Origin of the sequence: Achromobacter sp. MYb9 (assembly GCF_002975275.1) — a bacterium.
GTDB lineage: Bacteria > Pseudomonadota > Gammaproteobacteria > Burkholderiales > Burkholderiaceae_B > Achromobacter.
The window spans coordinates 100,104-122,021 of the sequence record NZ_PCOQ01000013.1 but is presented as its reverse complement, the minus strand read 5'-3'; the positions used below and the strand labels follow the sequence as shown (position 1 = coordinate 122,021).

Sequence of the window (21,918 nt, the reverse complement as noted above, 5' to 3'; positions counted from 1 at the left end):
CGTTCGCGCGTTCGGGTCTACCCCTAGAAATTCACGGAAAATGGCGCCAAGCAACGCGCAGATGACGGCGTTTGGCCCCATTTTCATGGCTCCCGTTACAAACGAGAGGCCAGTTTCGGTTATGCTGGCCCCTCCATAACTTGTCCTCCCGGACGATGTCTGACCCTTACCCTGCTCCCGAAGCGACCTCTGCTCGCTCAGCCAAACCCGCCACCAAATCCCTTCTAGACCGCCTGCTTTCCCTTGTGCGCCGAGAGCCCGAGGACCGCGAAGGCATCAAGGCCATTCTGGAAGCCGCGCACGACCGCAAGCTGCTCGACGCGGAATCCTACAAGATGATCAAGGGCGCGCTTGCCGTGTCCGAAGGCACCGTCGGCGACATCATGGTTCCGCGTTCGCGCATGGACCTGCTGGACGTCACACAGCCCATCCCGTACCTTGTGGCGACCGTGATCGAAACCGCGCATTCGCGTTTTCCGGTCTATGAAGGCGATCGCGACAACATCATCGGCATCCTGCTGGCCAAGGATCTGCTGCGCTGCATGCTGGAACCCGGCATCGAAGTCCGCACGCTGGTCCGCCCGGCCGTGTTCATCCCGGAATCCAAGCGCCTGAACGTGCTGCTGCACGAGTTCCGCGCCAGCCGCAACCACCAGGCCATCGTCATCGATGAGCATGGCGGCATTTCCGGCCTGGTCACCATGGAAGACGTGTTGGAGCAGATCGTCGGCGACATCGAAGACGAATTCGATGAAACCGAAGAAGACTCGATCTTCCCGGAAGGCGAAAACCAGTGGCGCGTGCTGGCCGCGACCGATATCTCGCACTTCAACGAGGTGTTCGGCTGCAATTTGCCCGACGACGAATACGACAGCGTCGGCGGATGGATGGGCGGTCAATTGGGCCGTATCCCGCGCCGCGGCGACATCGCCGAATTCGACGGCCTTCGGATGGAAGTGGCGCGCGGCGACGCCCGCCGCGCCATCTGGCTGCGCGTCAAGCGCAACAACCCCGACTCAATCTCCCGCCCCACCGACGACGCATGAGCCGTACCCCGCGCAGCCGACTCCTGCGCGGCGCCGCCGGCTTGACGCTGGCGGGCGCCGTGCACGCCCTGACTTTCGCCCCCGGCCCCTTGCCGGACTGGGCGCTGGCCCTTACGCAGATCCTGGCGCTGGCCGTGGCCGCGCGCGTCACGCTCACGGCCCCCTCCGCCAAACAGGCGTGGGGGCGCGGCTGGCTGTTCGCCTTCGTCACCTATGCGGTGGGGCTGTACTGGCTTTTCATCAGCATGCATCGCTACGGCGGCCTGGCCGCGCCGTTGGCCGTGGCCGGGGTGCTGGCGCTGTCGGCATTCCTGGCGCTGTTCCCGGCCACCGCCAGCGCGCTGGCACGCCGTTTCACACCGCTGACCCCCGACGCGGCGCCCTCCCGCATCCTGTCTGCCACGCTGGCCTGGGCCGCGCTGTGGGCGGGTTTCGAATGGCTGCGGGCCGTGCTGCTGACCGGTTTCCCGTGGTTGAACATCGGCTACGCGCAGGTGGACAGCCCCATCGCCGGCTGGGCCCCGATCGTGGGCGTGCATGGCATGGCGTTCGTTGCCGCATTCGTCGCGGCCGCGATCGCCAGCCTGTGGCAGCCGTCCCGCAAGACATCCATGGACTCACGCCAGGCATTGGCCGCCGGCGTCGCCGTCGCGCTGGCCGCCGCGGGCTGGCCCTTGTCGCGCATGGACTGGTCTTCGCCCAGCGGCGACCCACTCAACGTGCGGCTGGTCCAGGGCAATATCGAGCAATCGCAAAAGTTCGACCCGGCCCTGCTTGAACAAAGCCTGGTGCGCCACCTGGAACTGACGGCGTTGCCGCCGGCCGCGGGCGTACCCGCGCCACAACTGGTGATCTTGCCCGAAACCGTGCTGCCGATCTTCCAGGACCAACTGGATCCGCGGGCGTGGGACGCCTGGCGCGGCGTAGCCGCCCGGGGCAACATGACCATCGCCATGGGCGTGCCGCTGCACGACCGCGTCAATGGCCGCGACCGCTACACCAACAGCGTGATGGGCTTCGACGGTAATACGCCGGTCGAACACCTGGTCGCCGGCAGCACCGCCATGCGCTATGACAAGCGCCACCTGGTGCCTTGGGGCGAATACGTCCCGCCAGGCTTCCACTGGTTCGTGAACATGCTGAACATCCCGCTGGGGGATTTCGACCGCGGTGCGCAACGTCAGACCCCCTTTGCGGTAGGCGGCCAGCACATCGCCTTCAACATCTGCTACGAAGACCTGTTTGGTCCCGATCTGCTGCCGGCGCTGCTGCCCGGCCCCAACGGCGAACCGGGCGCGACCATCCTGGTCAACGTCAGCAACCTGGGATGGTTCGGTGATTCCTGGGCCTTGCGCCAGCACCTGCAAATCGGCCGGCTGCGCACCATGGAAACCGCCCGCCCGATGCTGACGTCCACCAATACCGGCATCACCGCCGCCATCGACGCCAAGGGTCGCGTCGCGGCCCAGCTGGCGCCGTTGCAGGCGGGAGTGCTGCCCGTGTCTGTCCAAGGCATGACGGGCCTGACGCCCTACGCCCGCTTCGGCGACAAGATCGCATTGGCGCTGGTGGGCTTGGCGCTGATCGGCGCGTTCGGCAGCAGCCGCAAGACGCGGCGCGGCTGAGTCCGCCTCAGGCAAACAAGTTGGCGGGCAGCTTGGCGCTGTCCTCTGGCGGGCGCAGAGGCCCGGCGCCCGCGCCCGTCAATTCGATCGCCACCGCGACCTCGTCCAGGTCGTCGCTGTCCAGCTCCAGTGCTGCCGCGCCCAGCAGTCCATTGACTTGGGCTGCGCTGCGCGCGCCGACAATCGCGCCCGTGACGCCGGGCCACGCCAGCGTCCAGGCGGCGGCAACCGCCGCCACCGTCGTGCCATGGCGTTCGGCGATGGGTTTCAGCGCGTCGGCCAACGCCAGGTTTCGGGCCAGATTGGGCGCCATGAATTCCGCATGCCGCGAGCGCCAATCGTCCGCCGGCAAGGCGCGCGCGCGCTCGGCTGAAAATCCGCCGGTCAGCAGGCCCGACTGCATCGGGCTGTAGACGATCACGCCGATGTCATGCGCGGCGCACCACGGAATCAAGTCCGCCCCCGCTGCGCGCTGGATCGCCGAAAACGGCGGCTGCAAAGAATCTACATGGCCCAGCGCTTGCGCATCCTGCAATTGGGCCAGGTTGTGGTTCGACAAACCGATGGCGCGGACCTTGCCCGCCTGCTTAAGGTCCAGCAATTCCTGCCAGTAAGTGTCGGTCGGCGTGCCGTCGCCCGCCGGCCAGTGCATCTGGTAGAGGTCAATGCGTTCCACCCCCAGCCGCCGCAACGAATCTTCGATCTCGCGGCGGATGCTGGCCGGCGCGCCCGTGCGCCGCGGCGTGGCCATCGGGTTGTTGGCCGACCACGTCAGCCCGCACTTCGTAAAGACATAGGGCCGGTCGCCGGGCGCCATCTGCGCCAGCGCGCGGCGCACGATTTCTTCGGAATGACCCAGCCCGTACACCGCTGCGGTGTCGATCCAATTGATGCCCCGGTCTACGGCCAGGCGAATGGCGGCGATGGAATCGGCGTCGTCCTGCGGCCCCCAGCCCACCGCCCACCCATTACCGCCAATTGCCCAGGCGCCCAGGCCGATACGCGTGATGGCCATGTCGGTGCGCCCCAATGGCCGGGTGGGAAAGGATGTCTGTGTGCTCATGCCTGGATGCCCGTGTGAATGCGACCGCATTTTTTTCACGCGAAAGTCACATGATGAATAAAAAATTTCACCCCCACCATAGCATCCGCACAAGTCTTTGATTTTCCTGGAATCTGCACCAATCACCGGATACCGCAGCCGAGCCCCATCGCGCACAAAATGCGCAAAAAAGGCCATCTATCCCCATTTTTTTTGCCTGTTTTACCCTTTTTGCCGCAAAGCGACTTGCACACCCGATTTTGTTCGTGCATAATCTCGTTTCTTCGCCAACGGCACTAAACAAAACCGGCAACGAACTACGAAAAACGCACCATAAAACGTGTGTTCAAGTCGTAAAACGTGGCAGGAATTGATTAGAAGAACGGGGGTATAGCTCAGCTGGGAGAGCGCTTGCATGGCATGCAAGAGGTCAGCGGTTCGATCCCGCTTACCTCCACCAGTCAACAGCGAAGAACGTAGTTTGCAAGTCCAGGTCCCCTTCGTCTAGAGGCCTAGGACATCACCCTTTCACGGTGAGTACAGGGGTTCGAATCCCCTAGGGGACGCCAGTTTACTGGCATGCAGGTTGCAGTAAAGCAGTAGATAAGTGCAGTTGAAGTGACAAAGTAGTTGAGTACGCCGCTGCGGAGCGGTAGTTCAGTTGGTTAGAATACCGGCCTGTCACGCCGGGGGTCGCGGGTTCGAGCCCCGTCCGCTCCGCCATTAGCGCTCTCGCTCTGAGTCTTTCAAGAGCTCCGTCTTCGGGGCTTTTTGCTTTTATAGAGTGTGAGACCTTGTTGTTTGTTGTGTGGAACATCAAGGCGCCCTGGGGGGTATAGCTCAGCTGGGAGAGCGCTTGCATGGCATGCAAGAGGTCAGCGGTTCGATCCCGCTTACCTCCACCAGTATCGCAGTACCGTAGTAAAGTAGTTTTGCAGTTCTGTTCAGTTCAGGTCCCCTTCGTCTAGAGGCCTAGGACATCACCCTTTCACGGTGAGTACAGGGGTTCGAATCCCCTAGGGGACGCCAGTTTACTGGCATGCAGGTTGCAGTAAAGCAGTAGATAAGTGCAGTTGAAGTGACAAAGTAGTTGAGTACGCCGCTGCGGAGCGGTAGTTCAGTTGGTTAGAATACCGGCCTGTCACGCCGGGGGTCGCGGGTTCGAGCCCCGTCCGCTCCGCCAAGCACCTTGTGCTTGATCGCATGGCTGCATATCGCTGAAGCTCCGGATTCCGGAGCTTTTTGCTTTTCTGCGTCCGCGGTATCCACGCCCCTCCCGTCTCTACCCTCCCCCCGCCTCGAAGACTCGTCCGTTTTGCTCTCTGGACAGCGTCGCCATGCGCCTGCATCCTGTGTGCTCATGCATGCGAACCAAAGAGGCTTACGTGACAACAAACGCCGCCGCACCCCAAGCGCATCGCCAGCACCTGCAGAACATCATCGCGGGTTTGAACGAAGGCATCATCGTGCTGGAACCCGATGGCGCCATCGCGTGGGCCAACGACAGCGCGCTTGAATTACACGGCGTCGATACGCTTGAAGCATTGGGCGGCACGCCCGCCGGCTACCGCAAGCGTTACACGCTGACCTACCGCAACCGCCATCGCGTGGCTGCTCGCCAGTTTCCGCTGGACCGCCTGGCGGCCGGCGAACCTTTCGATGACCTGCTGCTGGACCTGCGCCGCAAGGACGACGAGGAATTCCTGCGTAACGTGCGCGCACGCGGACTGAACCTGGGCAACGACAACGGCGTGGAATATCGCGTCCTGATCCTGCATGACCAGACCGAGCAATTGAACGCCGAGCAGCGCTTTGAGCGGACCTTTGGCGCGAACCCGGCGCCCGCGCTGATCTGCCGGCTTTCCGATCTGCGCTACGTCAAGGTGAACCAGGGCTTCCTGGAAATGACCGGCTATACGCGCGAGGCGGTGCTGGGCAAGTCGGCCTATGAACTGGATGTGCTGGACGGCGGTGAAGACAAGGAAGCCGCCGTGGCCAGATTGAACGAAGGCCAGACGATCCCGCAGCGCGAAGGCACGGTGAAAGTGGCGAACGGCGAAGCGAAGTTCGTGCTGGTCGCCGGCCAGCCGATCGACATGCAGGACGAACCGTGCATGCTGTTCACGTTCATCGACCTGGAGGCCCGCAAACGCACCGAGCTTGCGCTGCGCGAAAGCGAAGAACGCTTCTCGAAGGCGTTCCGGCTGGCGCCCGTGCCGATGGCCGTGTGCGAAGGCGACGCGCTGCTTGTGCTGGACATCAACGAGGCATTCGCGGCCGCCACTGGCGCGGCCCCGGATACTGCCGCCGGCAAAGCCCTGACCGATTTGGGCCTGCAGCCCTACGAGGGAATGGCCGCCAGCCTGGCGCGCGGGGAAAGCGCGCGCAACCGCGAAGCCACCCTGAGCACGCAGGACGGCGGCAAACTGGACTGCCTGGTGTCCGCCGAGCCCGTGATGATCGGCGGCCAGCACCGACTGCTGATCGTGATGCAGGACATCACCGAGCGCAAACGCTCCGAGACCGAATTGCTGGCGGCAATCGAAGCCGTGATGCAGGACACGTCGTGGTTCAGCCGGGGCATCATCGAAAAGCTGGCGCAATTGCGCCAGCCCACGCCCGCCACCCGCGATGTGGCCGAACTGGCGCAGTTGACGACGCGAGAGCGCGAAGTGCTGGGTCTGCTATGCCAGGGCCATGACGACGATGGCATCGCCAAGAACCTGAAGTTGTCTCGCAACACCGTCCGCAACCACGTGGCCACGATCTATAGCAAGATCGGCGTGCACCGGCGCAGTGCGGCGATCGTGTGGGCGCGCGACCGCGGCATCACCGGTCACGAATCCCCCCGGACGCGAGCCAAACCGGGCGCAGAATAGGCTCGCGGCCTGAAAATTACAATTTGAATCAAAATATCCAGGGGTGCGGCGTCAACGAAGATGACGCCGCGTTAATCCCCGGCGACCCTCAAATGCTTTGAATTTCCGCGAATCCTCCCCTAATTCGCCCGCATTTATCACCATGCGGCCTGCATTGCGCAAACCCTGCGCAGGTTCTTACGATCCGCCGATCCCGTCCTTGCTTTCCGGCAGGCGCGATTTCCGTAAGACCGACAGGAGCCCCGTCCATGCAGACCGCCTACATCCCCGTCCCGACGACGTCAAAGCACTTGCCTGCGCCCGCCTGGAGCGCCGCCGACGTCATGGCGCTTTACGAGCTGCCCTTCATGGACCTGGTGCATCGTGCCCAGCAAGTCCACCGTGCCCACTTCGATCCGAACACCATCCAGCTGTCCAGCCTGCTGTCGATCAAGACCGGCGGCTGTCCTGAAGACTGCGCCTACTGCCCGCAGTCTTCGCACTACGACACCGGGCTGGACGCCGACAAGCTGATGCCGCTTGCCGACGTCGTCGCCGCCGCCCGCGCCGCCCAGGCTGGCGGTGCGCAGCGCTTCTGCATGGGTGCCGCATGGCGCAGCCCGAAGCCGCATCACCTTGAAGCCGTGGCCGAAATGGTGACCGCCGTGAAGGCGCTGGGCCTGGAAACCTGCGTGACACTGGGCATGCTGCGCGACGGCCAGGCCGAACAGCTGAAAGAGGCGGGCCTGGACTACTACAACCACAATCTGGACACGTCGCCCGAGTTCTACGGCAAGATCATTTCCACCCGAACCTACCAGGACCGCCTGGACACGCTGGACCGCGTGCGCGACGCCGGCATCAACGTGTGTTGCGGCGGCATCGTGGGCATGGGCGAATCGCGGCAAGAACGTGCCGGCTTGATCGCGCAGCTGGCCAGCATGGAACCCTACCCCGAGTCCGTGCCGATCAATAACCTGGTGCAGGTCGAAGGCACGCCGCTGGCCAACGTCGAAGCCCTGGACCCGTTTGAATTCGTTCGCACCATCGCGGTCGCCCGCATCACCATGCCGAACGCCGCCGTGCGGCTGTCGGCCGGCCGCGAAGCCATGGACGATGCGTTGCAGGCGCTGTGCTTCATGGCGGGCGCCAATTCCATGTTCTACGGCGACGCGCTGCTGACCACCGCCAACCCGCAGATGGAGGCCGACCAGCGTCTGCTGCAACGCTTAGGGATGCGGGTCGACGCGTCGCAACAACACCATCAGCACGCCGAAGGCGCAACGTGCCGCTGACGCCTGGCGTCCTGTATTTGCTGGCTAGCGTCGCGTGCAGCGTCACCGTCGCGGTGCTGTTGAAGCTGGCCCGCCGGTACGACGTGGACGTACGCCAGGCGATCACCGTGAATTACGCGGTGGCCGCCCTGCTCTGCTGGGCGGTGCTTCGCCCGGATCCGTCCACGCTGGTCACACCGCAGACGCCCTGGGCCGTCCTGGCGGCGCTGGGCTTGCTGTTGCCCAGCGTCTTCCTGGCGATGGCAGCGGCGGTGCGCCACGCCGGCATCGTACGCAGCGACGCCGCACAGCGCCTGTCGCTCTTCATTCCCTTGCTGGCGGCGTTCGTGCTGTTCGGCGAACCCGTCAGCAGCCGCAAGCTGGCAGCGATCCTGCTGGCGTTCAGCGCGCTGGCCTGTCTGTTGCGCCGGCCCGCCGCCGCGCAGACGCCTGCGGACAGCCGCGCCGCCTGGCTCTGGCCGCTGGTGGTCTGGGCGGGCTACGGCGTGATCGACATCCTGTTCAAGCAAGTGGCGCGCGCCGGCACCGCCTTCGCGGGCGGCTTGCTGCTGGCCTTCGTACTGGCGGGCGTGCTGATGCTGGCGTATCTGCTGTGCCGACGGGTGCGTTGGGAACGCCGCCACCTGGCCGCGGGCGTCGCCTTGGGCTTGGCCAACTTCGGCAATATCCTTACCTACATCCGCGCGCATCAGTCGCTGCCCGAGCATCCGGCACTGGTGTTCGCGTCGATGAACATGGGCGTGATCACGCTGGGCACGCTGGTCGGCGCGCTGGCATTCCGCGAGCCGCTGACACGCTTGAACCTCTCGGGCATCGCCCTGGCACTGGCCGCCATCGTGCTGATGGCGCCCTGGTAGCCCTGCAGGATCAGGTGCCGGTGCGGCGTTCGCGTTTGCCGGTGTCTTCGGCTGGCGAAGAGACATCGGCGGGTGCCGCAGCATCGGCTGCCGCGGTATCCGCCACGGCCGGTTCAACGACCGCCGGCGTGGGCGCGGCCGACGGGTCCGGTTGCACCATCTCCATCGCGATATCGTTTTCGGGATCCACGCGGGGATCCAGCACGGCCGCCGCGGGCGAGCTTTGCAGGGTGTCGGGCATGGGCACGAAGTGCGTCGGCGCTTCATCCACCTGGTGCGCACCGGTAACCCGCGTGGGACGCACCTGCCACACCAGGATCAAGGCGCAGGCCGAAATGAAGACGTAGTACATGCTGGGTCCGGCCAGCGACATCAGCAAGCCGGCGACCATGGGGCCAATGCACGCGCCCACGCCATAGGTCATCAGCAGCACGGCGGACAGGCTGACGCGGCGCTCGGATTCCACGTGGTCGTTCGCGAACGCGGCACCCAGCGGATACAGCGTGAACTGCAACACGCCAAAGACGCACGACAACGCCACCATCGCCCAATAGGGCAATACCAGCCAGCCCCACATCACCGTGGGCAGCAGCACCAGCAGCAAGGCGTTGAAGCGGATCAGGCCCGCGCGGTTGATGCGATCGGACAGCCAGCCCATCGGCCATTGCGACAACAGACCGGCGGTTACGGCCGCGGCCACGAAAATCGCGGCCTGCGACGTGGACAAACCGTGCTTGGCGCCATAGACGGCGGCCAGGCCATAGAAGGCCCCGGACAGGTTGCCCGCCACGAACAGCACCGTCATCGACAGCGGCACGCGGCGCATGAAGAAGCGGATGTCCAGTGGCGCTGGCAGCGGCGTGGGCGGGTGCGAACGCGCCGTGACGGCGATCGGCACCAGGCACAGCACCAGGCACATCGCCACCAGGGTCAGCGGACGCAGGTCCAGCGTGGCGTAGGCAGTCAGCGCCAATTGCCCCAGCACCGTGCCCAGCCCGGACACCACCATGTAGACGGAAAACACCCGGCCGCGCTGATGGTTTTCAGTTTGCTCGTTCAGCCAACTTTCGATGACCATGAATTCAGTCACCATCACCACGCCGGAAATAATGCGGAATACCAGCCACAGCGGCATGGAGTCGACCAGCGTCTGCGCCAGGATCATGCAGGTGGCAATGGCTGCACAGGCCACGAATGCGCGGATATGGCCGACGCGGATGATGAGCCGGTGCCCCAGCCGCGCGCCGCATACCAGCCCCAGGTAGTAGCCGGCGATCAGCACGCCGATCCACACCTCGCTGACCGACTGCGCGGTCAGGCGCAGGCCCATGTAGGTGTTGAACAGACCCGTGCCGATAAGCATCAGCAAGGTCGCGACGTAGAGCGACGAGAAAGAAGAGAGGGTGGCGAGCATGGCGTTGGCAACCGCTGCTGGCATTAGCACGGCGGGCTGCGAAGGCGGCCCGCCGCGTTGAGCGGTAAAACAGGAACTACGTTAGATCAGGCTTGCGACAACATCGTGGCGGCATCGCTGACTTCGAACTTGCCAGGCGCTTCCACGTTCAGTTGCTTGACCACGCCGTCGACGATCAGGGCCGAATAGCGTTGCGAACGCACGCCCATGCCGCGCGCGATCAGGTCCAGTTCCAGGCCAAGTTCCTTGGTCCACAGGGCCGAGCCGTCAGCCAGCATGCGGACCTTGCCGTCGGTCTTTTGCTCGCGGCCCCAGGCGCCCATGACGAACGCGTCGTTGACGGACACGCACCAGATTTCATCCACGCCCTTGGCCTTCAGCGCGGCGGCTTGCTCGACGTAGCCCGGCAGATGCTTGGCCGAGCAGGTGGGGGTGAAGGCGCCCGGAACCGCGAAGAGCGCAATGGTCTTGCCGCGGGTCAGGTCGGCAACCTGGAACGCGTTGGGGCCCAGCGAGCAGCCGGCGGTTTCGGTTTCGATGAATTCGGTCAGGGTGCCATCCGGCACGCGGTCGCCGACTTTGATCGTCATGTAGATCTCCAGGATGTAGGGGGTGTTGCATTGAAGCAGGAGTGCCTCACAGCCTCCATCATAGTTCGTGCGCGGCCGGCCTGCTGCGTGGGCGCCCCAGGAAAAAAAACCGCACAGTCTGAAACGACTCCACACCCCCGCCTCACTGCATGGAAACGGCTGCTTGCCATAATGCAGTAGTGACCCACGCCCGCCGCGCCCGTGTTGACCGGCCGGCGGGCACCAAGCGGAGATTCACCGATGCGAAAGATCTTGACTGGCCTGGCGTGGATTCTGGCCACCGCCGCCGCCCCGGCCTGGGCCGCCCCGGACGCCAGCGAACAGGCCCAATACGACTCCTTCGTGGTCGCCGCCGGCGCCTCCAACGGCGCTGCCCGCGCCTGCGGCGCCTCGGAACCCGACCTGGCGCAGCACCAGGCCACCGCCAAGAAAAACCTGATGCAGTACGCCCAGGAATACGGGTTTGCCTCGAACAGCTACGAGGCGCTCTTTCAGAAGGGCCTGGGGGAAGGCAAGTCCATGATGGAGGACATGAAGCGGTCCGGCGTGGACGGATGCCGCGGCGTGCTGGGCAGCTTCCAGAACGAACGGGCGATCAGTTACAAGGACATGAAGAACGCGCTGGCCGAGGTCAGCGACGGATTGCCTGGAGAAAAGGCGCAATAGCTTTCTCCACGCCCCGGACGCTACCCGTTACCCCAAGCCGTTCTGCTTGAACCAATCCAGCATGCGCGTCCACGCCTGCTCGGCCTCTGCCTTCCGATAAGACGGCCGGTAATCCGCATGGAACGCGTGCGGCGCATCCGGATACACGTCGATCCGGGATGCTTTCGCTGCCGCCGGGCCCTTCGCCAGTTCGATCCGCATCCGGTCCACGTCCGTCTGCGGAATACCGGCGTCCTTGCCGCCATAGGCGCCAAGAACCGGCGCCTTCAGTTCGTTCACCAGGCTCAGCACCGACTTCGGCTTCAGCTCGCTGGGTTCGCCCGCCAATTGGCCATAGAACGCCGCGCCCGCCTTCAGCTTCGGATTGTGGGCGGCGTACAGCCAGACCTGGCGGCCGCCCCAGCAGAAGCCGACGATGCCCAGCTTATCCGCGTCCCCGCTGTTGGCCGCCGCCCACTTCGCCGTCGCGTCCAGGTCGCGCTGGACCTGCGCGTCCGGCACTTTGCCAATGATCTCGGCTTGCAGCTTGGGGATCTCGGTGTACTTGGACGGGTCGCCCTGACGCGCGAACAGTTCAGGCGCGATCGCCAGATAGCCCAGGTGCGCCAGCCGGCGGCAGACGTCCTGGATGTACTCGTGCACGCCGAATATCTCGGACACCACGATCACGGTCGGCAGATTCTTCTTGCCTTGCGGCGCCGCGCGATAGGCGGGCATCTTGCCGTCCGTCGTCGGAATATCGACCTTGCCGGCCGTCAGCCCCTTGGTGTCGGTAGCGATGGCCGTCTGCGCCACCGCTGGCCCCGCAGCCAGGGAAAAGCCCGCGGCGACCGTCGTGGCGATGAAGCCCCGCCGATCCAGCCGCAGAGGCGGCAACAGGCTGTCGAAGTGCGCATCCTGGTCTTTCATGAAGAATCTCCTGGCAAAAGCGCGGCCGGGGACGGCAGGCGTACCCCTGATGGCCGGCTGGGTTCACTTCAGGGAGAAGTCCACGCGCGAGGGTTGCCCCTCGTCCTTGATGCCGTCCGCGTCCAGCTGCGGCGCAACGATGAATACACGGTCCGCGAGTCCTTCCTGGGCTAGCAACTTCTCATAAACCGCTTGCGCGCGCGCATCGGCCAGTTGGCGTAGCTGCTCGTCGCCCACCGGCGCCACGCCGCGCAGCATGGCTTCCATCTCATCCGTCGGCACCGATTTGGCCATGCCGATGAAATTGCGCGGCTTGTCCTTGATGTCGGCGTCGTCGTAGACCTCTTCCAGATACTTGGTGCGTTCGGCGGCCGACACCTGCACCCCGGCCGGGTTCGGCTTCTTGCCGCGCGGCGCAGTGTCGGCGGCCTTGGCGGCGCGGATCTGACCGTCGACCCAGGCCTGGCGCAGGCCTTCCATGTCGGTCTTGGGGTCGGCGCGGCCGCTGATGTCCATCTTCAGCGCCGGCCGGTCCGTCAGTGCCTTGATCAGCGTATCGATACGCTGCTGCGAGTCTTCCGTCAGCGCGGCGCTGCCCGGCGTGAATTCCACGTAGGACAGCTCTTCGCCCCCGCCAAAGGCCGAGGCCAGCAGGCTGAACGGCGACGTCACGGCCTTGACCACCAGGTTCATCACCACGCGGACGACGATGCCGCCCACCGAGAATTCCGGGTCGTCCAGCGACCCGGAAATCGGCAGGTTGATGTCGATATTGCCGCGCGAGTCCTTCAGCAACGCCACGGCCAGCAACACCGGCAGCTTGGTCGCGTCCGGGCTGTTGGTCTTGTCGCCGAAGGTCAGCTGGTTCAGCACCACGTGGTTGGACGCCTGCAGCGCGCGGTCCTTGATCTTGTATTCCAGGTCCACCGACAGCTTGCCCCGCTTGATCGGGTAGCCCACGTACTTGGCGGAATAGGTATTGAAGCGCGGCAGGTCGACGCCCTTGGCCGAGACCTTGAGATCCAGAGTCAGGAACTTGGCGAACGGCTGCACGATGCCGCTGATGGACAACGGGGCGGTGGTGTAGACGCGGCCCGTCACCTTGACCTTGGCGGGCTGCGGATTGGTGGACGAGACCGCCGTGATCGCGCCCTCGATAGCCGACACTTCAGCCACGTAATTGGGTTTGACGAAGCGGTCGGTGAACGTCATGCGGCCCCGCGACAGCGTGACGCTGTTGACCGAGATATCCGGCATGCCCGCGCCGGCGCTGCGCTGGGCGGCCGCGGGCGTCGGCGCAGGGGGAGCCGCCTGCCTGCCCGGCGTCTGCGTATCCTGGGTGATCGAGCCGCCGGCCTGGCCCGGCGCTGCGATCAGGTCCATGACGTTCAGGCGGCCCTGTGCGTTCAGCAGGATGCGGCCGTAGAAATCCTCCAGCGCGATGTCGCCCAGCTTGGCGCCGATCTTGTCGCCCGCCACCGAGATGTCCATGCCCGAGAAGCCCAGCCGCTTCCAATTCAGGAAGTCATCGTTGTTGACCCGGTCCTGCAGGTCCACGCCCGTGATCTCGACGCCGCCCTTCCAGTTGACCTTCATCGGGGCGTTGCCCGCCGCGGCGGCGAAATCCACATCGCCCTTGGCGCCCAGCGTAATGGCGCGCACGGTGGCGTTCAGGCTTGAGGCGGCGTAGGGCGCAAAGGACGCGACGTTCAGTTCGGACAGGTCCACGGACGATTTCAGCGTCAGCGGTTGCGGCGTGAACATGCCTTTCAGGTCCAGCTTGCCGTTGCCCTGGATGCCCGCGGCCGCCAGGGTGAACTGGCTTTGCCCCGGTCCCATCGCCAGCCGGTCGGCGGTGACGCGCAAGGTTTGCAGGGCGATGTCCAGCGCGGGCTTGAGCGATTCGTCGCGCGCCTTGAACTGGGTCAGGTCGGCCTGGACGGCGGTGGCGGAAGCGTCCACGGCGCCATTTTTTTCCAGCACGTGGATTTGCGCGGTCGCGCCCAGACGGCCATCCAGCAGCATGATCGGCGCCACGCTGCGGACGGCCGGCGCCAAGGGCGCCAGGGCCACATTGCCCATGCGCACGCCCAGATCCAGGGACAACGGCTTCAGGACCAGCGGCCCCTTGGCGCGGATCCAGCCCCCGTCAGTGCTGTTGTCCACGGTCAGCCACAGATTGACGGGCTGATCCTTCACTTCAGGTATCGCGACGCCTTCGACGGTCACGGCCATGCCCGTCATGACGTAATCCAGCTTGCTGATCGCGTCGGTGACGTAGAGTTCGCCTTCATGCAGATTGAAGGCATCAAGGGTGACTTTCCATTCCGCCGGGGCCGGCGGCGGCGGCGGCGAGGGGGCGGCCGGGGCAGCGGCGGCCGGACTGGCGGCGCCGGGCGGGGAAACGCCGGGGCTGGCCGAGTCGGCTTTGGCAGTGTCGGCCTTGGGAGTATCGGCCTTGGCGGTTTCCGTCTTCGGCGCCACCTTCAAGCCCATGTCGCGCTTCAGCTTGTCGGCCACCGGCGTCGCGTCCGGCGCCACGCCGCCCAGTTCCTTCAGCTTGGCAACGACATCCTGCCAGTTCAGGTGCTCGTTGGCATAGCGGCGCACGTGGAACTGCGGCGCCCACAGGCCCACTTCGCCCACATACACCGTGCGCGCGATCGGCTCCAGTTCCAGCCGGGTAACGGTCAGGGCGCTCCAGCCAGCCAGGCGTTCGCCCGCGGTGTCGCGCAGGTCGAAGCGCCGCAGGCCCAGGTCGCCCACCACGCGGATCTTCGGCGGGGCATCCTTGGGTTGCTCGAACACGACCTGCAGATTGGAGTCCAGCAGCGCGCTGTCCAGCTTGAACGGCAACGGCATCGGCCAGACGTCGGCCCACTTTTCAAGCTGCAGGCCGTTGAACGCCACGCGCAGTGTCGACGAGGGCACCTCGTCGAACGGCCGGGCCACGCCGGTCAGGTCGAACGGGCTACCGTTGATGCGCAGGTGCAGCCGGGGCTGCACGTCGATGTCGGTGGCGTAGCCGAAGGTCGAGATGAACGGCACGCCAATGCCCAGTTCATCCACCACTTGCTTACGCCCGGTGACCTTGTCGTCCAGCGTAATGGCGCCGCCTTCGATCACCATGTTGTTCAGGGAAAAGCGCGGCAGCCCTTCGTCCGGCTTGGGCGGCTCGTCGGGTTTGGCGGCCGTCATTTCGGCCACTCGTTGCTGTATGTCAGAGAAATTGAAGCGCGTGACGTCTTCGCGGACGATGGCAATGTTAGGCTGCCGCAGCGTCAGACGATCGACGACCGGCGCGAACCAGAACAAGGAGCTCCAGGCAGCACTGACATCCAGTTCGGCCAACGACAGCAAGGGCGTCTGCGACCCGGGCTGGGCCACCGCCAGGTCGTGGGCGCGCACGGTCAGGGTGAACGGATTGAAGCTGATCTTGCCGACGGAAATCTCGCGCCCGATCATTTTGGACACGTCGCCGGTCAGGACGTTTTGCAGGACTTTGGGGACTTGCCACGCGGCGATGCCGCAAAGGACCAGCACGACCGCCACGATGCCTATAAGAATCTTGCCGGCGCGCCGGGTAAACCGAAGCTTAAGGCTCCGCAAGGGCATCGCGAGTCTCCTGATACGAGTTGAAGGCGATTATCGCGCCCCGGTTAGCGCTCGTCTATCATAGGCGTAACAGCGGCCTTCCCCGGCCAGCCGGGGCCGCTCTTTTCAAACATTAACAATTCTCGATCCCGAATCCCATGCCATCATCCACCCCCACCTTGAGCCACCTGGATGACGCCGGCCAGGTCCGCATGGTCGACGTTATCGCCAAGACGGATTCCGAGCGCGTCGCCATCGCCACCGCCAGCGTGCGCATGAACGCCGTGGCCTACGGCCTCCTGACGCAACCGGGCCAGGGCAAGGGCGAAGTGCTCAATACCGCGCGCGTGGCCGCCGTCCTGGCCGCCAAGCGCTGCGCCGAGCTGATCCCGCTGTGCCACAGCCTGCCGCTGGCGTTTGTCGGCGTCGACTTCTCGCTGGACGACGCCGCGCACCGCATCGACATCCTGGCCACCTGCCGCACCAGCTACAAGACCGGCGTTGAAATGGAAGCCATGATGGCGTGCAGCGTCGCTGCGCTGACCATCTATGACATGTGCAAGGCCGCGGACAAAGGCATCGTGGTCGAACAAGTACGCCTTAAGTACAAGGCGGGAGGAAAAAGCGGTGAATGGCGCAACGATTGATCTCCTGTACTTCGCTCGCGTGGCCGAGCTGGTCGGCAAGCGCGGCGAAAGCTGGCCCCTGGATGGCGAGTCCACGGGCGCGCAGCTGCTGGCCGCGCTGGGCGAACGCTATCCCCAGCTGGCGCCCGCCAGCCGCCTGAAGCTGGCCATCAACCAGACCCACTCCAAGCCGACGGCGCCGATCCGGCCCGGCGACGAGGTCGCGGTGTTCGAACCCGTCACCGGAGGGTGAAGGCCATGATCAGCGTCCAGGAAGCCGATTTCGACGGCGCCGCGCTGACCGCCGCGCTGCGGGAAGGCGCGGGGTCGGGCGTGGGCGGCATCGTCACTTTCGTGGGCTACGTGCGCGACTACGCGCCCGATTCGCCCACCGACACGCTCTTTCTCGAGCACTACCCCGGCATGTGCGAACGCGAGCTTGAGACCATCGCCGAAACCGCCCGCGCGCGCTGGAACCTGGACGGCACCGTGATCGTGCACCGGGTGGGCGCCCTGCCCCGCAACGCCCAGATCGTGTTCGTGGCGGCGGCCAGCGCGCACCGGGGCGACGCCTTCCGCGGCTGCGAATACATCATCGACGCGCTCAAGACGCGCGCGCCTTTCTGGAAGCGCGAAACGCTCTCGGGCGGCAGCAGCTTCTGGGTCGAACAACGCCAATCCGACCAGGACCGCACGGATGCCTGGGATGAAGACTCCGCTTCGAAGAAGGAACACCCATGAGCGAAGAAAGCCCCGTCCCCCTGTCGCTGACCTGCGCCGTGCTGACCGTCAGCGACACCCGCAGCGCAGGCGACGACACCTCCGGCAACCTGCTTGCCCATAGCCTGGCGCACGCCGGGCACCAATGCGTGCGCCGCGACATCGTGCGCGACGACATCTACCAGATCCGCCGCGTCATCAGCGACTGGATCGCCGACCCCGAGGTGCAGATCATCCTGACGACGGGCGGCACGGGCTTCTCGCATCGCGACCACACGCCGGAAGCCATCCTGCCGCTGCTGGACCGCGAGATTCCCGGGTTCGGCGAGCTGTTCCGACAGATTTCCTACACCGAGATCGGCAGCTCGACCATCCAGTCGCGCGCGTTCGCAGGGTCAGCCAACCACACGCTGATCTTCTGCCTGCCCGGCTCCAACAATGCCTGCGAAACTGCCTGGGCGCAGATCCTGCGCGAACAGCTCGACAGCAGCCATCGGCCCTGCAACTTCGCTTCGCATTTCAAGCCTCAACAAGAAGACAACTGACCCATGCTGGATTTCGATCAAGCCCAGACCCTGCTGGCCAATGCCGCAGGGCCGCTGCAACGCCATGAAGACGTCGGCCTGAACGACGCCGCCGGCCGCGTGCTGGCGGCCGACCTGACCGCCACCGTGGACATTCCCCCGGCCGACAACAGCGCCATGGACGGCTACGCCTTGCGCGTGGCCGATTGGCGCGCGGGCGGCCGCCTGCCCATTCAACAGCGGTGCTATGCGGGCGACGTGCCCGAACCGCTCAAGCCCGGCCACGCGATTCGCCTGTTCACCGGCAGCCTGGTGCCCGACGGCGCCGACACGGTGGTCATGCAGGAAGACACCGTCGAAGCCGACAACCTTGTGGAGATCACGCGCCAGCCCGCGTCCAACCAGCATATCCGCCGCCGTGGCGAAGACACGATGACCGGCGCGCCGTTGCTGCCCGCCGGCACGGTGCTGCAGGCCGCCCATGTGGCATTGCTGGCGTCGCAAGGCCTTGCCCGCGTGTCGGTCGTGGCCCAGTTGCGCGTCGGCATCCTGACCACCGGCGACGAACTGGTGCCGCCCGGCATGCCCCGCGCGCCCGAACAGATCTATAACTCGAATGGCCCAATGCTGGCCGCGCTGGTGCACGGCCTGGGCGCATTGCCCGTGCACGTGCTGCATGCCCGCGATACCGAAGCCGATCTGCTGGCCGCGTTCAAGACGCTGTTGGCCGATTGCGACCTGGTGTTGAGCGTGGGCGGCGTGTCCGTCGGCGAACGCGACCTGGTCAAGCCCGCGCTGGCCACGCTGGGCGGTGAGTTGTCGCTATGGAAGGTGCGCATGAAACCGGGCAAGCCCGTGGCATTGGCGCAGATCGGCGGCAAACCCGTCGTCAGCCTGCCCGGCAATCCGGTGTCGGCCTATGCCGTGTTCGCGATGCTGGTGTCGCCGCTGGTGCGGCGCATGCAGGGCCGCGAAGAGATCTTTCCGCCGGTCAGTCTGTTGCCCTTGCGCACGGAACGTCCGCGCCGGGACAGCCGCGAGGAATTCCTGCGCGTCCAGCGCCGCGCGGCCGAGGACGGCAGCGGCGAACTGGTGGCCTACGGCCATCAGGGGTCGGGCGTGATCAGTTCGATGCCGTGGGCGACGGGCCTGGCGCGCCTGCCGGCCGACGTGCAGATCAACGACATGGACCGCGTGCCGTACTACGACCTGCGTCACTGGCTGGCGTAGCGTTCGGCCGCGGCCAGTTCTTCCGGCGTATTGACGTTCATGAAGGCGTCGGGCGTGTCGTCAAAGCAGGTTTCGACGCCGCCCGCGCGGGCCTGCCACAGGCCCACCTTGCGGTCGCCCCCCAGCAGGTAGGCGCGCAGATCCGGCAGCAGCGACGTGCGCACCGCCATGCAGGCGGAATGGCGCTGGCCGTTGGCCGCGGCGTAGGCCAGCGGCGCGCGGGCCGATCGGGCCGTGCCGATCAGGCGCGCAGCCAGGTCGGTAGGCAGGAAAGGCGTGTCGCAAGGCGCCACCACCAGCCAGTCGTCTTGCGCGGCGGCGGCAAGCCCGGCCGCGATGCCCAGCAAGGGTCCCTGGAACGCGCCCAGCGCCGGTTCACCGTCTTCGACCACCTGCCCGTACTGCGCGTAGCGGTCCTGATGGCGGTTGGCGCTGACGATCAACCGGCCCACCTGCGGCGCCAGGCGGTCCGCCACGTGCGCCACCAGCGGCTGGCCGCACAGCAGCACCAGCCCCTTGTCTTGCTGGTTCATGCGGGAGCCCTGCCCGCCCGCCAGGATCAGCCCGGCGATGCGCTCGCGCGGCGATGCGGCGTCAGCCACCGATATAGCTCATTTCGACTTTGCGCCCCGGATCCGGCGTGGGAGCCGCCGCGTTGCGGCCGCGCAGTTCTGAATAGTGGTCGTTGCGGGCGCCCCAGATGCCCGACAGGATGGCTGCCAGTTCGGCGTCGGTGGCGCCACCGCGCAGCGGCGCGCGCAAATCGTACCCCTCGTGCGCGAACAGGCACAGGAAGAGCTTGCCCTCCGGCGACAGGCGCGCGCGCGTACAGCCGCCGCAGAACGCATGCGTGACGCTGGAAATGACGCCGATTTCGCCGCCGCCGTCGTGGTAGCGCCAGCGTTCGGCCACGCGGCCCATTTCGCTGCTTTGCACGGGTTCCAGGGGATGGACCGCGCCGATGCGATCCAGCACTTCCTGGCTGGGCACCACTTCGGCAAGATTCCAGCCGTTGCTGTTGCCTACGTCCATGTATTCGATGAAACGCAGGATATGGCCGCTGTTGCGGAAGCGTTCAGCCATGGGCAGGATCTGCCCGTCGTTCAGGCCGCGCCGCACCACCATGTTGACCTTCACGGGCGCCAGGCCCGCGCTGGCGGCCGCGTCGATGCCGCGCAGCACGTCGTCGGGCGTGAAGCCGCTGTCGCTCATCTCCTGGAACATGGCCGCGTCCAGCGCGTCAAGGCTGACGGTGACGCGCGTGAGCCCCGCGGCCTTCAGCGCAGCGGCCTTGCGGGCCAGCACGCTGCCATTGGTCGTGAGGGTCAGGTCCAGCGGGCGGCCGGCCGGCGTGCGCAATTCGGCCAGCTGGCCCACCAGGTTTTCGATGTGCTTGCGCAGCAGCGGTTCGCCGCCGGTCAGGCGGATTTTCTCTACGCCCAGTTGCGTGAAGATGCCGGCCAGCCGGCTGATCTCTTCGAAGGACAGCAGGTCCGAATGCGGCATGAAGGTATAGCTGCTGTCGAACACTTCACGCGGCATGCAGTACGTGCAGCGGAAATTGCAGCGGTCAGTGACCGAGATGCGCAGGTCGCGCAACGGGCGTGCGCGCGCATCCAGCGCGGGCTGCCCCGCCGGCGGCAGTTCGCCGGGCGTGGGCCAGGCCGAACGGTCGGACCGGCGGTCGGCAAGGAAAATCACTTTGCTCATGGGGCCATCATATCCCGGCGCGAGGCATACCGGCGCAGGCAAGACACGCCTACGCGAACGCCTCTTCCAAGGTTTGTAACCGCCCGGTGTCCCGGGCGTCGTAGCCGACCAGTTGTCCGACGTAGCCCACGTAATCGGGGCTGCGCATGATGGACAGCAGGTCTTGCATGGCGGGCGTCTCCAGCGACGACTTGCGGATGGCGAAGAAATAGCGCTCGCGCACCAGGGGGATGAAATCCAGGCCGAAGCGGCACGCGGCCGTCTCGACGCCCACGCCCGTGTCCGCCATGCCGCTGGCAATGTGCGCGGCGATGGCCATATGGGTGAATTCGTTGGTTTCGTAACCCAGGACTTCGCCGATGGACACGCCGGCCCGCTGCAGCATCAAGCTAACGAGATAGCGCGTGCTGGAGCCGATCTGCCGGTTCACGAAGCGCACATCGGGTCGCGCCAGGTCGGCCATGCCGCGGATCTGCTTGGGGTTGCCGGCGGTGACGAACAGGCCCGTGTTGCGCACGGCCAGATGGATCAGCACGTATTCGTCCGCGTGCAGCCACTGCGCATAACGCTCCATGATGGGCGATTCGAAATCGCCCAGCGGCACCTGGAATCCCGCCAGGTCGCATTCATGGCGCTCTAGCGAGGCCAGCGCTTCGATTGCCGTGCGGTAGCGCAATTCCAGCCCCGGCTTGCGGGCGCTCATGTGCTGCATCAGCGATTCCACCGCGAAACCATGGCTGGCGTGCAGCCGCAGGTGCGGCCCGCTTTCGGGCAGCAGACGCTCCAGTTCTTCCTGCAGCTCGGAGGCCATGCTGTCCAGCGTGGGCATCAACCGTGCCTCGATGCGGCGGTTGGCCCACAGCAGCCGCTGCGCGAACGGCGCCAGCTGCGTGCCCTGGCGCCGGTTGGTGATCAGCAGTTGGGTGCCGAAGATGCCTTCAAAACGGCGCAGCACGCCCCAGGCGTGCCGGTACGACAGGCCGCAGGCCCGGCACGCGCCCGCGATGTTGCCCGTGGCGTCAATCGCGGCCAACAGGGCCAGCATGTCTTGCAGCGGCACGGGATCGGAATTGTCGTCGCCACCCAAGGTCCATTGCGCCCGCAAGCCGATACGGAACTTATATGTCATTTATTTCTTATTGAAGGCAATGAATTACGGGGCTAGAGTACACAAATAATGCGGTGGAAGGGATTTTTTTATGTTTTAAAAAA

General features: G+C 65.6%; 19 protein-coding genes and 6 tRNA genes. 17 read left to right on the top strand and 8 right to left on the bottom strand.

Features of this window, described 5'->3' with window-relative positions; genetic code table 11:
* The first annotated feature begins 155 nt into the window (after positions 1–155).
* The gene (locus CQ050_RS19065; RefSeq protein ID WP_105558395.1) at positions 156–1,046 is read left to right on the top strand and encodes an HlyC/CorC family transporter; all 891 of its coding nucleotides are present in this window, start codon (positions 156–158) and stop codon (positions 1,044–1,046) included.
* Entirely contained in the window at positions 1,043–2,671 is a 1,629-nt protein-coding gene (lnt, locus tag CQ050_RS19060) for an apolipoprotein N-acyltransferase (RefSeq protein WP_105558394.1), read from the top strand. The genes CQ050_RS19065 and lnt overlap by 4 nt, the downstream gene beginning before the upstream one ends.
* Before the next feature lie 7 nt (positions 2,672–2,678).
* Here the strand turns inward: lnt and CQ050_RS19055 are convergent, their stop codons facing one another.
* Positions 2,679–3,734 (bottom strand): aldo/keto reductase, encoded by a 1,056-nt coding sequence (locus tag CQ050_RS19055; RefSeq protein WP_105558393.1) that lies wholly within the window; start codon positions 3,732–3,734, stop codon positions 2,679–2,681.
* Positions 3,735–4,097: 363 nt separating this feature from the next.
* On the opposite strand from CQ050_RS19055, the gene CQ050_RS19050 reads away from it, so the two are divergent.
* From CQ050_RS19050 to CQ050_RS19010, 9 genes are all read left to right on the top strand, one after another.
* Positions 4,098–4,173 (top strand) — tRNA-Ala (locus tag CQ050_RS19050).
* A 33-nt stretch (positions 4,174–4,206) separates the two neighbouring features.
* Positions 4,207–4,282, top strand: a tRNA-Glu gene (locus CQ050_RS19045).
* A gap of 77 nt (positions 4,283–4,359) precedes the next feature.
* Positions 4,360–4,436, top strand: a tRNA-Asp gene (locus CQ050_RS19040).
* Positions 4,437–4,542: 106 nt separating this feature from the next.
* Positions 4,543–4,618, top strand: a tRNA-Ala gene (locus CQ050_RS19035).
* 48 nt (positions 4,619–4,666) lie between these two features.
* Positions 4,667–4,742, top strand: a tRNA-Glu gene (locus tag CQ050_RS19030).
* 77 nt (positions 4,743–4,819) lie between these two features.
* Positions 4,820–4,896 (top strand) — tRNA-Asp (locus CQ050_RS19025).
* A 181-nt stretch (positions 4,897–5,077) separates the two neighbouring features.
* Positions 5,078–6,592: a helix-turn-helix transcriptional regulator gene (locus CQ050_RS19020; RefSeq protein WP_105558392.1), complete on the top strand. Its 1,515-nt coding sequence runs from the start codon at positions 5,078–5,080 to the stop codon at positions 6,590–6,592.
* 248 nt (positions 6,593–6,840) lie between these two features.
* Positions 6,841–7,866: a biotin synthase BioB gene (bioB, locus tag CQ050_RS19015; protein ID WP_105558391.1), complete on the top strand. Its 1,026-nt coding sequence runs from the start codon at positions 6,841–6,843 to the stop codon at positions 7,864–7,866.
* Positions 7,863–8,723: a DMT family transporter gene (locus tag CQ050_RS19010; protein ID WP_199196870.1), complete on the top strand. Its 861-nt coding sequence runs from the start codon at positions 7,863–7,865 to the stop codon at positions 8,721–8,723. The genes bioB and CQ050_RS19010 overlap by 4 nt, the downstream gene beginning before the upstream one ends.
* A gap of 10 nt (positions 8,724–8,733) precedes the next feature.
* On the opposite strand, the gene CQ050_RS19005 is transcribed toward CQ050_RS19010, so the two are convergent.
* Positions 8,734–10,137 (bottom strand): MFS transporter, encoded by a 1,404-nt coding sequence (locus CQ050_RS19005; RefSeq protein WP_105558389.1) that lies wholly within the window; start codon positions 10,135–10,137, stop codon positions 8,734–8,736.
* An 86-nt stretch (positions 10,138–10,223) separates the two neighbouring features.
* Positions 10,224–10,727 (bottom strand): peroxiredoxin, encoded by a 504-nt coding sequence (locus tag CQ050_RS19000; RefSeq protein ID WP_105558388.1) that lies wholly within the window; start codon positions 10,725–10,727, stop codon positions 10,224–10,226.
* Between the two features lie 240 nt (positions 10,728–10,967).
* Between CQ050_RS19000 and CQ050_RS18995 the strand changes: the two genes are divergently transcribed.
* Complete coding sequence (locus CQ050_RS18995) at positions 10,968–11,393, top strand: hypothetical protein (RefSeq protein ID WP_105558387.1); 426 nt, start codon at positions 10,968–10,970, stop codon at positions 11,391–11,393.
* Positions 11,394–11,420: 27 nt separating this feature from the next.
* Here the strand turns inward: CQ050_RS18995 and CQ050_RS18990 are convergent, their stop codons facing one another.
* Both CQ050_RS18990 and CQ050_RS18985 read right to left on the bottom strand, forming a co-directional pair.
* Positions 11,421–12,302: a dienelactone hydrolase family protein gene (locus CQ050_RS18990; RefSeq protein WP_105558386.1), complete on the bottom strand. Its 882-nt coding sequence runs from the start codon at positions 12,300–12,302 to the stop codon at positions 11,421–11,423.
* A 63-nt stretch (positions 12,303–12,365) separates the two neighbouring features.
* Positions 12,366–15,917 (bottom strand): DUF748 domain-containing protein, encoded by a 3,552-nt coding sequence (locus CQ050_RS18985; RefSeq protein ID WP_105558385.1) that lies wholly within the window; start codon positions 15,915–15,917, stop codon positions 12,366–12,368.
* A gap of 137 nt (positions 15,918–16,054) precedes the next feature.
* Here CQ050_RS18985 and moaC point away from each other — a divergent pair, with 137 nt between their 5' ends.
* The 5 genes from moaC to glp are packed head-to-tail and all read left to right on the top strand — an operon-like array spanning position 16,055 to position 18,996.
* On the top strand, positions 16,055–16,543 hold the full coding sequence (gene moaC, locus CQ050_RS18980; RefSeq protein ID WP_105558384.1) for a cyclic pyranopterin monophosphate synthase MoaC: 489 nt from the start codon (positions 16,055–16,057) through the stop codon (positions 16,541–16,543).
* Positions 16,524–16,775 carry a MoaD/ThiS family protein gene (locus tag CQ050_RS18975; RefSeq protein WP_105558383.1) on the top strand — a complete coding sequence of 84 codons (252 nt, stop codon included), beginning with the start codon at positions 16,524–16,526 and terminating at the stop codon, positions 16,773–16,775. Before moaC ends, CQ050_RS18975 begins: the two co-directional genes overlap by 20 nt.
* Before the next feature lie 5 nt (positions 16,776–16,780).
* Positions 16,781–17,263, top strand: a complete 483-nt coding sequence (locus CQ050_RS18970; RefSeq protein ID WP_199196867.1) for a molybdenum cofactor biosynthesis protein MoaE — start codon at positions 16,781–16,783, stop codon at positions 17,261–17,263.
* Positions 17,260–17,787 carry a molybdenum cofactor biosynthesis protein B gene (gene moaB / locus CQ050_RS18965; RefSeq protein ID WP_105558381.1) on the top strand — a complete coding sequence of 176 codons (528 nt, stop codon included), beginning with the start codon at positions 17,260–17,262 and terminating at the stop codon, positions 17,785–17,787. The genes CQ050_RS18970 and moaB overlap by 4 nt, the downstream gene beginning before the upstream one ends.
* Before the next feature lie 3 nt (positions 17,788–17,790).
* Positions 17,791–18,996 (top strand): gephyrin-like molybdotransferase Glp, encoded by a 1,206-nt coding sequence (gene glp, locus CQ050_RS18960; RefSeq protein ID WP_105558380.1) that lies wholly within the window; start codon positions 17,791–17,793, stop codon positions 18,994–18,996.
* Here the strand turns inward: glp and mobA are convergent.
* The 3 genes from mobA to CQ050_RS18945 all read right to left on the bottom strand — a co-directional run bounded on the left by mobA (position 18,981) and on the right by CQ050_RS18945 (position 21,835).
* Positions 18,981–19,529 carry a molybdenum cofactor guanylyltransferase MobA gene (gene mobA / locus CQ050_RS18955; protein WP_233214165.1) on the bottom strand — a complete coding sequence of 183 codons (549 nt, stop codon included), beginning with the start codon at positions 19,527–19,529 and terminating at the stop codon, positions 18,981–18,983. The two genes, glp and mobA, sit on opposite strands and share 16 nt — an antisense overlap.
* Positions 19,530–19,590: 61 nt before the next feature.
* Positions 19,591–20,706 (bottom strand): GTP 3',8-cyclase MoaA, encoded by a 1,116-nt coding sequence (gene moaA, locus CQ050_RS18950; RefSeq protein WP_105558379.1) that lies wholly within the window; start codon positions 20,704–20,706, stop codon positions 19,591–19,593.
* Between the two features lie 49 nt (positions 20,707–20,755).
* Positions 20,756–21,835 carry a substrate-binding domain-containing protein gene (locus CQ050_RS18945; protein ID WP_105558378.1) on the bottom strand — a complete coding sequence of 360 codons (1,080 nt, stop codon included), beginning with the start codon at positions 21,833–21,835 and terminating at the stop codon, positions 20,756–20,758.
* Between the last annotated feature and the right edge of the window lie 83 nt (positions 21,836–21,918).